11 protein-coding genes and 1 pseudogene are annotated in these 12,140 nt (G+C 57.4%); 1 reads left to right on the top strand and 11 read right to left on the bottom strand.

Annotated elements, in window-relative coordinates:
- Positions 1–11: 11 nt before the first annotated feature.
- From mobA to FHS18_RS14790, 11 genes and pseudogenes are all read right to left on the bottom strand, one after another.
- Positions 12–689, bottom strand: coding sequence for a molybdenum cofactor guanylyltransferase (gene mobA, locus FHS18_RS14840; RefSeq protein ID WP_183600868.1), 678 nt, complete (start codon positions 687–689; stop codon positions 12–14).
- A gap of 172 nt (positions 690–861) precedes the next feature.
- Entirely contained in the window at positions 862–3,468 is a 2,607-nt protein-coding gene (gene adhE / locus FHS18_RS14835; protein ID WP_183600867.1) for a bifunctional acetaldehyde-CoA/alcohol dehydrogenase, read from the bottom strand.
- Between the two features lie 343 nt (positions 3,469–3,811).
- The gene (locus FHS18_RS14830; RefSeq protein WP_246427661.1) at positions 3,812–4,432 is read right to left on the bottom strand and encodes a hemerythrin domain-containing protein; all 621 of its coding nucleotides are present in this window, start codon (positions 4,430–4,432) and stop codon (positions 3,812–3,814) included.
- Positions 4,433–4,502: 70 nt separating this feature from the next.
- Positions 4,503–4,985: a hemerythrin domain-containing protein gene (locus FHS18_RS14825; protein WP_183600866.1), complete on the bottom strand. Its 483-nt coding sequence runs from the start codon at positions 4,983–4,985 to the stop codon at positions 4,503–4,505.
- A gap of 147 nt (positions 4,986–5,132) precedes the next feature.
- Positions 5,133–5,465, bottom strand: coding sequence for a nitrite reductase small subunit NirD (nirD, locus tag FHS18_RS14820; RefSeq protein WP_183600865.1), 333 nt, complete (start codon positions 5,463–5,465; stop codon positions 5,133–5,135).
- A 23-nt stretch (positions 5,466–5,488) separates the two neighbouring features.
- Positions 5,489–7,945: a nitrite reductase large subunit NirB gene (gene nirB, locus FHS18_RS14815; RefSeq protein WP_183600864.1), complete on the bottom strand. Its 2,457-nt coding sequence runs from the start codon at positions 7,943–7,945 to the stop codon at positions 5,489–5,491.
- Positions 7,946–8,055: 110 nt separating this feature from the next.
- Entirely contained in the window at positions 8,056–8,211 is a 156-nt protein-coding gene (locus tag FHS18_RS14810) for a hypothetical protein (RefSeq protein WP_183600863.1), read from the bottom strand.
- Positions 8,207–8,499 (bottom strand): annotated as a pseudogene (locus tag FHS18_RS14805) (QcrA and Rieske domain-containing protein); the annotation flags it as partial. The pseudogene FHS18_RS14805 and the gene FHS18_RS14810, both read right to left, overlap by 5 nt.
- 81 nt (positions 8,500–8,580) lie before the next feature.
- On the bottom strand, positions 8,581–9,621 hold the full coding sequence (locus FHS18_RS14800) for a hypothetical protein (RefSeq protein ID WP_183600861.1): 1,041 nt from the start codon (positions 9,619–9,621) through the stop codon (positions 8,581–8,583).
- 125 nt (positions 9,622–9,746) lie between these two features.
- Positions 9,747–10,112: a DUF3147 family protein gene (locus FHS18_RS14795; RefSeq protein WP_183600860.1), complete on the bottom strand. Its 366-nt coding sequence runs from the start codon at positions 10,110–10,112 to the stop codon at positions 9,747–9,749.
- 16 nt (positions 10,113–10,128) lie between these two features.
- Complete coding sequence (locus FHS18_RS14790; protein ID WP_183600859.1) at positions 10,129–10,491, bottom strand: DUF3147 family protein; 363 nt, start codon at positions 10,489–10,491, stop codon at positions 10,129–10,131.
- 241 nt (positions 10,492–10,732) lie between these two features.
- Here FHS18_RS14790 and FHS18_RS14785 point away from each other — a divergent pair, with 241 nt between their 5' ends.
- Positions 10,733–12,067: an MFS transporter gene (locus FHS18_RS14785; RefSeq protein ID WP_183600858.1), complete on the top strand. Its 1,335-nt coding sequence runs from the start codon at positions 10,733–10,735 to the stop codon at positions 12,065–12,067.
- The last annotated feature ends 73 nt before the right edge of the window (positions 12,068–12,140 follow it).

Below are 12,140 nucleotides of genomic sequence, written 5' to 3'. Positions count from 1 at the left end.
ATGTCTCTAAGTTACCTGCTTTTGACCCGCTTCACTATGACATTACTCACAGTCCTGCGGGATTTTAATGGATGCGTCCGTCTGGCGACTGTCGCGCCGCGTTCTGCGGAGAGGCGTTCCCAATCCGCCTTCGATTGAATCGCGCTTACGAAGCCCCCGTCTATGCCATGCTCGCGCAGCTCCGCTTCCTCCATGTGCTGCCAGCTGATTGCTTTCAACAAGTCGGCTTTCGTCGTGCAGCCTTGGCTCAGCAAGGCTTCCAGTCTTCCGGCGCAGTCGCGGTTATAGATACCGTGAAGCGGATGAGGCGCGTCTCCGATCCAGGGGAAAATGGCGTCCATCCCTTCGAGTTTGCGCTCATGTAACAATTTCGCCGCGGCTGCCGAAGGGAACGGCATATGGCAGCCCAGCAGCCAGACGTGCCGGTTCTTCGCGAGCGCCAAGCCGGCATGCATGCCGCTTAAGGGACCGCTAACCGGATAATAATCGCTGATAATGCGTATGCTCCGGTCTACCGCGCGAAGGAAAGCCCCCGGCTGATCGGTGACGATCGTAACTTCGCTGCAGCATGCCTGCATCTCCCGAATTTGTTTGTGTATAAGCATTTGCCCTTCCAGTTCGTAGAAGGCTCGGTTCTCTCCTTGGGTAGCGGCATGCCCGCCCCCAGCCAATATGACGCCGGACAGCATAGGGATCAATCCTTCCTTGGTTAAATGGCAGCGTACGCTTGCCTTACTATTACACCATGCGCAAGGGCATTCCCGCAGTGAGATACATCACGCGCGAATCGCGGAACCTTGCAATCGCCGAAATCAAAAAGCTGCCGATAGTGAATCGGCAGCGACGCGATACGGATTCGGATCAGAATTTGCCGTAGAAGGCATTGCGGTACACGTCGGCCAGCTCCGTTACGAGCGGCATCCGCGGATTCGCGGTCGTGCATTGATCCTCGAAGGCACGGTCGGCCAGACGGTCGACCTTGGCCTCGAAATCGGCCGGATCAAATCCGAGATCCAAGAACGTCTCCGGAATGCCCAGCGATACGTTCAGCTTGCGTACCGCCTCGATCAAGCTGTTCACGCCTTCTTCCGTCGTGCGGGACGGCAGACCCAGCATGCGGGCGATCTCGGCGTAGCGCTGATCGGCCACGAAATGGCTATATTTCGGGAAAGAAGCGAATTTCGTCGGTTTCTGCGCATTATAACGGATGACATGCGGCATCAGGATCGCATTCGTGCGGCCATGGGCGGTATGGTACTGGCCGCCCCACTTGTGCGCCAAGCTGTGGTTGATGCCCAGGAACGCATTGGCGAACGCCATGCCCGCGATCGTCGAAGCGTTGTGCATTTTCTCCCGCGCCACCGGATCCGCCTCATGATAGGACTTCTCCAAGTTCGCGAACACGAGCCGGATCGCATGCAGCGCCAGGCCGTCCGTATAATCGCTGGCCATGACCGACACATAGGCTTCGATCGCATGCGTCAGCACGTCCATGCCCGTGTCGGCTACGGCGGTCTTCGGCAAGCTGTAGACGAACTCCGGATCGATAATCGCCACGTCCGGCGTCAGCTCGTAATCGGCCAGCGGATATTTGGTCTGCCCTTCCTTCTTATCCGTGATGACCGCGAAGGAAGTGACCTCCGAACCCGTGCCGGATGTGGTCGGGATGGCAACAAACTTGGCCTTATCGCCCAGACGCGGATACTTATAGACGCGCTTGCGGATATCCAGGAACTTCTGCTTGAGCGAGTGGAAGCTCGTGTCCGGATATTCGTAGAACAGCCACATCGCCTTGGCGGCATCCATCGGCGAGCCCCCGCCGAGCGCGATAATGCAGTCGGGCTTGAAGCTGTCCATCAGCGCCGTGCCCCGTTCGACCGTCTCGACCGACGGATCGGGCTCGACATCGGAGAACACTTCGATCGCTACCGGGTTCGTCCGTTTGCGCAAGTAGTATTCGAGCTTCTCGACGTAACCGAGCTTCACCATCATCGCGTCCGTCACGACCAGGACGCGGGAGATATCCGGCATTTTCTCGAGATATTGCGTCGCGCCTTTCTCGAAGTAGACTTTAGGCGGAATCTTGAACCATTGCATATTCACCGTGCGGTAAGCGACGCGCTTCACGTTGAGCAGGTTGACCGCGGAGACGTTCGACGTGGTCGAGTTATGCCCATAGGAACCGCAGCCGAGCGTTAGCGAAGGCAGGTTCGTGTTGTACAGATCGCCGATCGCCCCGTGCGTGGAAGGCGAATTGACGATAACCCGTCCGGTCTTCAGCCGGCTGGCGAACGCTTGAACAACCGCGTCGTCGTTCGAATGAATGACCGAGGAGTGGCCAAGTCCGCCGAATGCGACGACTTCGGCTGCCCGGTCGATGCCTTGCTGCGCGTTCTTGATCTTATAACAAGCGAGCACCGGGCTAAGCTTCTCGGCCGACAGCGGGAACGCGGCGCCTACGCCCGCAAGTTCGGCAACGAGTATCTTCGTCTCGCTAGGGACTTGAAGGCCGGCCATCTCGGCGATCTTCACGGCGGACTGGCCGACGATGACCGCGTTGACGGCGCATTTGTCGCTGTTAATGACCAGCTTGGATACCGCTTCGGCCTCGGCTTTGTTCAGGAAATAACAGCCGTTGTCCTTCATCAGCTTGCGGACTTGATCGTAGATCGGCTCTTCGATAATGACCGCTTGCTCGGAGGCGCAGATCATGCCGTTATCGAACGTCTTCGACAGGATGAGGTCCGTTACGGCCTGCCTGAGGTCGGCGGATTGCTCGATGAAACAAGGCACGTTGCCCGGCCCTACGCCTAGCGCCGGCTTGCCCGTGCTGTACGCGGCCTTCACCATGGCGGATCCGCCCGTTGCGAGCACGAGCGCCACATCCGGATGGTTCATGAGCAGCCCGGTCGCCTCCAAGGATGGCGTCTCGACCCATTGCACGCAATGCTCCGGCGCTCCGATCGCGATGGCCGCATCACGCAGCGTACTGGCAGCTGCCGCGCTGCATTTCTGCGCGGACGGATGGAACGCGAAGATGATCGGATTACGCGTTTTCGTAGCGATGAGCGTCTTGAACATCGTCGTGGACGTCGGATTCGTCACCGGCGTTACACCCGCGATGATCCCGACCGGCTCGGCGACCAGCTTGTAGTTCTCGAAGGCGTTCTCTTCGATAACCCCTGCCGTCTTGTCATGCTTGATGCTGTGATAGATGTATTCCGTGGCGAAAATATTTTTCGTGATCTTGTCTTCGTATACGCCGCGGCCCGTCTCCTCCACGGCCATCTTGGCTAACGCCATGTGTTGATCCAGCCCGGCCAGCGCCATTGCCTGAACGATGCGGTCGATGTGTTCCTGATCCATGCGCAGATAAGCTTCCTGGGCCTGCTTGGCGCGGGCTACCAGCCGGTTCACTTCCTCTTGTGCGGAATGCCTAGCGTCGAGTTTGCTTTCTTTTACAGCCATGGTCTACTCCTCCTTGGAGAGCGGTTTGGTATATGCTCCTCCCTGATGGCTTAATCTTACGGCTTCCATGTCTGCCAAACTATGACATTACTCACAACGCAGAACCTAATTTCGCAAACACCTTTCGCGGTGATCTGATCACATGAACAAGGCCCGCCAAGTGCATAAGCACAAGCGGGCTTACAGGCATATGGCATCATTCCTGTTCATGCATGGTCCTGGTCTGCTTCAGGCGGCTGCTTCGGTTCGATGCGGCAGTCCAAGCAAATCCAGCTCGATCCTGGCGCCCCCTCTCCGGTCGTTCTTCCGCAATAATCGCAAGTAATCAAAGTTCATCTCTCCTTTACGAGAACAAATAGTCCATATCCGTCAAAATCTCTTCCGCCATCGGATAGATAAGCTCTTCCTCCATCTGAAAATGGCTCGTCAAGATCAAGCAGCCCTGCGTCAGATCATCGCAGCTGTGCTTCACTTCCGATAACGAGGCGCCTAGTTCCTCCACGACCATGAGGCCCATCAGCGAATTGCTCGCCTGAAGGAATGACGCGAAGAATTGGAGCGCCAGTTCATGATCCTTCTCGAGCACCCATAGCGACGGCATAATCGTCGGCTCCATCTTCAGCTTGTAATAGCGCGAGAAGTAAGGGAATAGCTCCTTGTCCTCCCACCTCGAATGGCGCTCCAGCTGTCTGAGCAGCGTCGACGTATGTCCGCGCAGTTCGGTCAACATCGGAATCGCGCCGGCTAGACTCGTGCTGGCGGCGGTGCGGCTGCTCAGCTCGCGCAGCGCGTCGCATTGGTGCTTCAGCTGCTCGTGCTCGCGCGCAAGACGCATCGCCAGCTCCATGAACGCGCTCGATCTGGCCGAATTTTCGGGTTCCAGTATCACGGCCTTGTTCGTGGCCGCAGGCATGCCTTCTTCCCGCCGCCGCTTCAGCCCTTTCATCCCTCTAACTCCCTTCATCTGCTTCACTCTCCCGTTCCCGATCAAGATGCCGCCGCGTGCGGAATGCTTAGCGACGACGTGAATTAAATCACATACTAGTCCGCAGTTCGCACATGGGGATCAACAGTTCCGTCTCTTCTTCCAGCTGTCTGCGGACCAATCGGCAGACATGGATCAATTCCGTCATTCCTAGCCGCAGTAATTGTTCGTCCCGCAGCTCGCAATAAGCTTGCATATCGTGAACATAAGCGCGATAACATTGATCGGCGGTCTGATGCGCCTTCTCCAACATCCATAGCGACGTAGGCAAATCGGGATGGCGCTCAATCGGGAACAGCTCCGTCAAGAGCGGGAATAGCTCTTCGTCTTCCCACTTCCCATGCCGCACGAGTTCAGTCCCTAGCTCCGCCGCGCATTGCTCGACTTGCCGGATTCGCGTCCAGTCTATCGCCTCCGGGCAGTTCTTCACCGCGTCAGCTAACCGGAATGCCCGGGCAGCCGCTTCGCGAAGCTTGCTGTGGTCATCCCTTAGCCTGCCTAGCGATAATTGAAGGTTCGCCTTGGTTGTCATCCACTTCCCTCCTATTGCTTCCATTCGTCATAAGCAGCGTCGTTCAAGGTGGAACGGCTGACGCCGTCTTTGAAAGCGCAGCGCTTTTCATTCCTGAGCAATAGAGGATGCATCCTCCAGCGCGGCATCCCCTTCGCGCGATCTGATTTATGCGGGCACTTCGATGTGCACGCATCCGTCCTTGATCTTGACCGCGTACACCTGCGCCTGCCCGGTATCCGGCTCCTGCACGCGTCCGTCCCTGACGTCGATCTTCAAGTCCCTCAGCGGACAATAGATGTAATGCCCGCTCACGATCGCTTCGGCGAGCGGTCCGCCCTTGCGGTGCGGCGTACGATTCTCCAGCGCGTATACGCCGCCGTCCGCCATGCGGAAAACGGCCAGTTCATGCGTGCCGATCCGCACTTCCTTCCCCACGCCGGGGGGGAAGGAAGTTAACGGGCCGACCTGATGATAAACGCTTTTTACCTGAATGCTCATAGCGATAGCCTCCTTATGCCGTACTAGTCTTGCGTCACTTCGATTCGCTGGAAGTAATCATTCCGCAGCTTGCCGCTCTCGATAATTTCCCGCCAAGGATCTTGCAGCTGTGCAAGCGCGGTCTCCACGCGATCGATAAGCGCCTTCCGGTTATCCATATCTTCGATAACGAACTTGCGCACCTGCTCAAGGCCGATCCGTTCGAGCCAATCCGACGTCCGCTCCGCATAGTTGCCCGTTTCCCGGTAATACTGAATGAAAGCTCCGCAAATATCTACCAGTTCTTCGTCGCCCTTCACCTTGCACAGCAGTTCGGCTTCTTTCATCTTGATGCCGCCGTTGCCGCCTACGTACACTTCCCAGCCACCGTCATTGCCGACAATACCGAGATCCTTCGTGCCCGATTCGGCGCAGTTGCGCGGGCAGCCGTTGACGGCCATCTTGAACTTGGCCGGCATCCAGAGCCGCTCGAATTTCTGTTCGAGCAAGACGCCCATGCCGATCGAATCCTGCGTGCCGAAGCGGCAGAAGCGGTTGCCTACGCACGTCTTGACGGTGCGGAGCGCCTTGGCGTAACCGTAACCCGACGGCATGCCGAGTTCCGCCCAGATCGCGGGCAAGTGCTGCTTCTCGATGCCGAGCAAGTCGATCCGCTGACCGCCGGTCACCTTCACCATCTTGGCGCCGTACTTATCGGCGGCGTCGGCAATCTGGCGGAGTTGCTCCGAAGTAGTCACGCCCCCGTACATCCGAGGGATAACGCTATATGTCCCGTCCTTCTGGATATTGGCATGCAGCCGCTCATTGACGAAGCGGGAATTCCGGTCATCCTCATACTCGGACGGCCACGCCATGCCGAGGTAATAGTTCAGCGCCGGCCGGCACTTCGAGCAGCCATCCGGCTGCTGCCAGCCCAGCACCATCATCACTTCCTTGACGCTCGTGAGATGCTTCTCCTGGATCGCGGCTACAATCTCTTCCCGCGAGCAAGTCGTGCAGCCGCAAATCCCTTGCTTAGTCTCTTTCTTGTCCTGATATTCACTGCCCAGCACGAATTGCAGCAGCTGCTCCACGAGCGGTTTGCATCCGCCGCAAGACCGCGTCGCCCCCGTCTTGAATTTAATCTCGTCGACGGTGGACAGACCGTCTTCGCGGATGACGCGCACGATATCGCCTTTGGTGACGCCGTTGCATCCGCATACGATCTCCTCGTCGGCCATGCCCTGAACGGCGGACGGCTTGCTGCCGCCACCGCCGCCGCAGCAACCCGTGCCGCCGCCGAACAGTTCCCCGTAGAGCTCGTCGGTCATCATGCCGCCTTCCCGAACCAAGCGGGTCAACAGCGGCGCGTCATTCACGTCGCCGTACATGACGGCGCCGACGATTTTCTTCTCGCGCAGCAGCACTTTCTTGTAGATGCCGCGCCAATCGTCGTGAATGCGCAGCACCTGATGATCCGGCGCATTCTGATATTCGCCGGCAGAGAACACGTCAATGCCCGAAATTTTCAGCTTCGTGGATACAGACGAACCTTCGTAGGGAGCCGTGTTGACCCCTGCGATCGTTTTGGCGAGAACTGCCCCCTGCTCGAACAGCGGAGCGACCAGACCGTAACATACGCCGCGATGCTCGCAGCATTCGCCGACCGCATATACATCCGGCGCGCTCGTCAGCATGTAATCGTTGACCTTGATGCCGCGTCCGGTCTCGATGCCGCTCGCCTTCGCAAGCGCCGTATTCGGAATGATGCCGGCGGACATGACGACCAGCTGAGCATCCAGCTCTTCGCCGTCGGCGAATCGAAGACCGCTCACTTCCGTGCCCCCCAGCACTTCAACTGTCTTCGTCCCCATCCGGAACTTAATGCCCTGCCGCTCAAGCTCCGCCTTCAGCATCCCTGCGGCCGTATCGTCCAATTGGCGCTCCATGAGCGTATCCATCAGGTGGATGACCGTCGTCTCCATGCCGAGCTGCACGAGCCCTTTGGCCGCTTCGAGCCCGAGCAGGCCGCCGCCGATAACCGCCGCCTGCTTCACTCGGCCTGCAGCATCGATCATCGCCTCGCAATCCGCGATATCCCGGAAGCCGATGACGCCTTTTTTGTCGGCGCCCGGTATCGGGAGCACGAACGGCTTGGAGCCGGTCGCGATGATCAGCACGTCGTAGTCCGCGGCGTCGCCGCCTTCGGTATAGATCTTTTTGGCCGCCGTGTCGATCCGCTCGATCTTCGTTCCCGTATGAAGCGCGATACCGTTCTCCTCGTACCATTCGCGGCTGTTCAATATAATATCGTCGATCGTCTTGCTGCCTTCCAGGACATAAGACAGTTGAATCCGGTTATAGTTGGGATAAGGCTCTTCGCCATATACGGTAATCTCGAATGTATTCGTCAGCTTCAGCACTTGCTCAAGGACGTTAACGCCTGCCATGCCATTGCCGATCAGAACCAGCTTGCGCCGCTTGTTGTCTGTTCCGGTCATTAGAATCACTTCCCAATCTGCTTGGTATGGGTTCATTATAATGAAACCGATCCGGCTTGCCTGTGATCAATATCACTCTCGCCGGCCTAACTTTATTTCGCTCGGCCCGCTCACGTTGCAGGGACCAATAACAGGTTCAAGCTCGCGAACACGATCGTCCGCGCATACCGCTCATAGAAAAAGGCATTCACGAACTGCCGCGTGAACACGATGCCGAGCAGCAGCACGAGACTTAAATGAATGACGCCCCGGTAACTACGTTTCATAATGCTTCACCCGGTCGCATAGATGACTCCCTGCGATACTTCGATCTCGATCTCCGGCAAAGGCCGTCTCGGCGGGCCGGCCGTCGGCTTGCCGGTTCGCACGTCGAAGACGCCGTGGTGGCATGGACAGAGCAATTCCCCTTCCGCCTTGTCCCAGAACACCGGACATTTCAAGTGCGTGCAGGCATTCTGGTACGCCTTATATTCGCCTTCGGACAGGCGCACCAGCAAGGCCGTCTCATGCTCGCCCGGATAGGCGAATTCCAGCGCCTCTCCTATCTTGAGCTCTGCGACCATGCCGACCTTGCTCTCGGGACGAGCTTCTCGCCATGGTGGTATTTGTTCGCAATCGGTGCTTTCACGGCGGCATTATCCTTTGGCATCCTGGTTCGCCTCCTTCACGCGGATGTTATGGGTAGGGATGCCCGTGAACCGGGACATCCGGTATTTCCTGCGGCAAGGCAAGCATAGCTCTGCCAAGTGGTCGCCTTCTTCCGTCTTGAATTCCATGTTGCTTAGCTTGAGCACGGCTACGACGTCTTGCGACTGTTCGGTTGACACGAATGCCATCCCGCACACCTTGCACGCTTTCGGTGCCGTCTGGCCGTAATGGTCGCGGTAATTCCTTGCCAGCACGCTGAGCGGACGCATCGGAATATGCGCCAGCTTGCCGAACGGCAAATAGTTCAGCGTCAAAATGACGGACCATTGATGAATGATCGACATGACCGGATGCCCGAAGCCGTGCAGGAACAAGTTGCTGAAGGTCAGCAGCAGCCCAGTTACCGAGATGAACAATAACAGGTACAGAGGCAGGAAATCATAAGCAAAGCTCTGTTCGGCTAACGCCTGCTTGTTGCGAATCCGTCTGTACAGCGCCATGCATACGCCGCCGATCACCATGAATGCCGTAATGTTGAGCGCATTGTAGAACAGGAAGGCGATCCAGCCGTCCGCTGACACCCGCATCAGATCGATGCCGAAACCGACGACCGTGTATGTGCCGTTGTCCGACATGGTGAAATACATCCACCCGAACACAAGCGGGAACGTAACGAATGCGGACAAGATGCAGCCCCAGCCCAGCAGAATATGCTGCATCCATCGGTACCAGCCGCGATTCCAGATGAATCGGTGAACGACCAGATGATCCGCCGCGACAACGGGCGTCGATCTGCGCAGCAGCAACCGTATCCCCTTGCGCAGCAGGAATCGGGTTGGCGGCCGCTCAGCCCATGCCATAAACCGATAATAAAAACCGCCGATGAAGACCACGGTGCCGACCATGTACCCATACAGCGCCAAATCCAAATGCGTAAAGAAACGCGAACCTATGTACATGAGAACCGCAAGCAAACATACCGTGGCGAATACGTTCCTCGCCCATCTTGAAGCAAACGCTTGATTCATATTCATTGCCTCCGCTTCCATCGTTTCTGTATGTAGTAGATCACAATGGCCAAGCGCCCCGTTGTGACAAATATCACTAGCGAGGCGCGCCATTCTCCATGCGCCGTTCGAATGCTGACGCTAAACTACCGGTGAACCCTCGTCTGGAACCTCGCGCGGATTTTGTAGATCGCCATCGCGCTGATGAACCAGACCGCCAGCCCAAGCAACAGACTAAGCGACCAGAGACCTGTCAACTGCAAAGCGTACAGCACCGTCACGACGCAGACCGCGCATCCCGTCATGCCATAGACGGAACCTCTGGCGATCGCGGCGGCCTTGTCCGAGCCTTGGCTGATCCCCATCATGAGTACAGCCACGATCATAACTGCGGGGAAGGCGGCGAATATGCCGCCGAGCGCTTTCCATGGCAGCAATGCCGAAGCAACGTAGCTAAGGACGACGGCTAACCCGCCCAGGAAGAAGCGGAGCAGCAATTCTTGCGGTTTCATCGTAATTCCCCCTTGGTTACACGCTGAATATCAAATATGAGATAAAGACCGACGTGATCAGCCAACCCAGCACGGATAAGGACAACCCTTTCTTCCATCCTTTGCTCGTGCACAGCCAGCCAACGGCGATTGCGCATGCCACATTGATCCCCATGCCGATCAGCGCGCCCTCGGACAGATCAATCGAACGGGCAATCAGTTGGTCGCCGGCATGATCGAACCGGATCGTAAGCAATGCGGCCAAGAAAACAGCCGGGAACGCGGCGAATATGCCGCCGATCGCTCCGCCGGCACGCTTGGATATGAGCGAGGCTGCGGCGACGGCCGCTCCGCCGAGGACGAATCGCAGAATGATAGCGGTAAGCGATAAATGAAGCATGATGAATCTCCCCCGTTACTTCGTGAAATTTTTCACTTAACAATTAATGGCTCAAGCATAGCAGCTGTCTGCCCTAGCGACTGTAATGTAGATCACACCCTGTTCTTTGTGAAAGATTAACAATCCTCTGTGATTTATTTTACAGTGCCGCGCCATCTTCCATTGCTATACTGAGGCCATCAAGCAACGGTGGAGCCCGAATCAAGATGAACTAGGCTCACATCCGACAGGAGGCACGATTATGGCAAGAATCAACAAATGGGATCCCGAGAACGCGGAATTCTGGAGTCAAGAAGGAAAACGTCATGCAACGCGCAATCTATGGATATCCGTCCCATCGCTCATGCTCGCATTCATCGTCTGGCAAATTTGGTCCGTCGTCGCCGTCCGGCTGAACGATATCGGCTTCCAGTTCACGGAGAGTCAACTCTTCACGCTGGCCGCTATTCCCGGCTTGGTCGGGGCAACGCTCCGGTTCGTCTACACGTTCGCGGTCGGCATTGTCGGCGGTCGCAACTGGACGGTCATCTCGACTGGGCTCTTGCTCATCCCGGCGATCGGAATCGGGATCGCGGTTCAGAATCCCGATACGTCTTACTCCGTCATGCTGCTGCTCGCCGCGCTCTGCGGCCTAGGCGGCGGGAGCTTCTCCTCGTCGCTGTCCAACATCTCGCTCTTCTTCCCGAAGAAAGAGAAAGGCACGGCGCTCGGCCTTAACGGCGGACTCGGCAATATGGGCGTATCGGTCGTCCAATTCGTCACGCCGCTGATCATCACGACCGGCACCTTCGCCGCGCTGTCGGGCGACGGGCAGCTGCTGAAGGACGGGCAGCAGCTCTGGCTGCAGAACGCCGCCTTCATCTGGGTCATTCCGATCGCGCTTATGACCGTAATCGCCTTCTTCGGCATGGACAATCTGCCGGGCGCCAAGCAAACGTTCTCCGGTCAATTCTCGATCGTCAAACGCAAGCATACCTGGATCATGACTTATCTGTACGTGGCTACCTTCGGTTCCTTCATCGGGTTCTCCGCGGCGTTCCCGCTGCTGCTGAAATCCCAGTTCCCGGAGCATGTCTCGCTCGCCTTCCTGGGCGCTTTCATCGCTGCGGCCGCCCGTTCGTTCGGCGGTTACATCTCGGATAAATTCGGCGGCGCCAAAGTTACCGCCATTACGCTGTTCGCCATGGGCCTTGGCTCGCTCGCCGTCATCTATTTCATCCAGCAAGGCAGCTTCGCCGGCTTCCTGATCTCGTTCCTGGTCCTGTTCCTGGCCGCAGGCACGGGCTCCGGCTCCACGTTCCAGATGATTCCGTACATCTTCCCTGTGAAGGAAGCGGCGCCGGTGCTCGGCTTCACGGCGGCATTCGCGGCATATGGCTCCTTCTTCATTCCGAAGCTGTTCGGCTGGTCCGTCAATACGACCGGATCTTACGTAACCGCCTTCTACGTGTTCATCGGCTTCTACGTCGTGGCGATCGTGCTCAACTGGCTGTTCTATCAGAGCAAACGCGCCGAAGTGACGACTTTCGTGACCGTGAAGGAACCGGCGGAACAGCCGAAAGCCGCGGCGCATTAAGACGCCATGGGCAATCGATTCGCTTCATAATAAAAAGGTTAGTGCCGCATCCGATTGCGGGCACTAACCTTTT

Origin of the sequence: Paenibacillus phyllosphaerae (genome assembly GCF_014192105.1) — a bacterium.
Taxonomy (GTDB): domain Bacteria; phylum Bacillota; class Bacilli; order Paenibacillales; family Paenibacillaceae; genus Paenibacillus_Z; species Paenibacillus_Z phyllosphaerae.
The sequence above is the reverse complement of the archived record's forward strand: the minus strand, read 5'-3'. Positions and strand labels throughout refer to the sequence as shown.

Excerpts from the sequence above, each read along its gene's own strand:
- mobA (WP_183600868.1), bottom strand. The coding sequence starts at position 689 with ATGCTGTCCGGCGTCATATTGGCTGGGGGCGGGCATGCCGCTACCCAA.
- FHS18_RS14825 (WP_183600866.1), bottom strand. The coding sequence starts at position 4,985 with ATGACAACCAAGGCGAACCTTCAATTATCGCTAGGCAGGCTAAGGGAT.
- FHS18_RS14790 (WP_183600859.1), bottom strand. The coding sequence starts at position 10,491 with ATGCTTCATTTATCGCTTACCGCTATCATTCTGCGATTCGTCCTCGGC.
- nirB (WP_183600864.1), bottom strand. The coding sequence starts at position 7,945 with ATGACCGGAACAGACAACAAGCGGCGCAAGCTGGTTCTGATCGGCAAT.
- FHS18_RS14810 (WP_183600863.1), bottom strand. The coding sequence starts at position 8,211 with ATGAAACGTAGTTACCGGGGCGTCATTCATTTAAGTCTCGTGCTGCTG.
- FHS18_RS14830 (WP_246427661.1), bottom strand. The coding sequence starts at position 4,432 with ATGAAGGGAGTTAGAGGGATGAAAGGGCTGAAGCGGCGGCGGGAAGAA.
- FHS18_RS14785 (WP_183600858.1), top strand. The coding sequence starts at position 10,733 with ATGGCAAGAATCAACAAATGGGATCCCGAGAACGCGGAATTCTGGAGT.
- nirD (WP_183600865.1), bottom strand. The coding sequence starts at position 5,465 with ATGAGCATTCAGGTAAAAAGCGTTTATCATCAGGTCGGCCCGTTAACT.
- adhE (WP_183600867.1), bottom strand. The coding sequence starts at position 3,468 with ATGGCTGTAAAAGAAAGCAAACTCGACGCTAGGCATTCCGCACAAGAG.
- FHS18_RS14795 (WP_183600860.1), bottom strand. The coding sequence starts at position 10,112 with ATGAAACCGCAAGAATTGCTGCTCCGCTTCTTCCTGGGCGGGTTAGCC.
- FHS18_RS14800 (WP_183600861.1), bottom strand. The coding sequence starts at position 9,621 with ATGAATCAAGCGTTTGCTTCAAGATGGGCGAGGAACGTATTCGCCACG.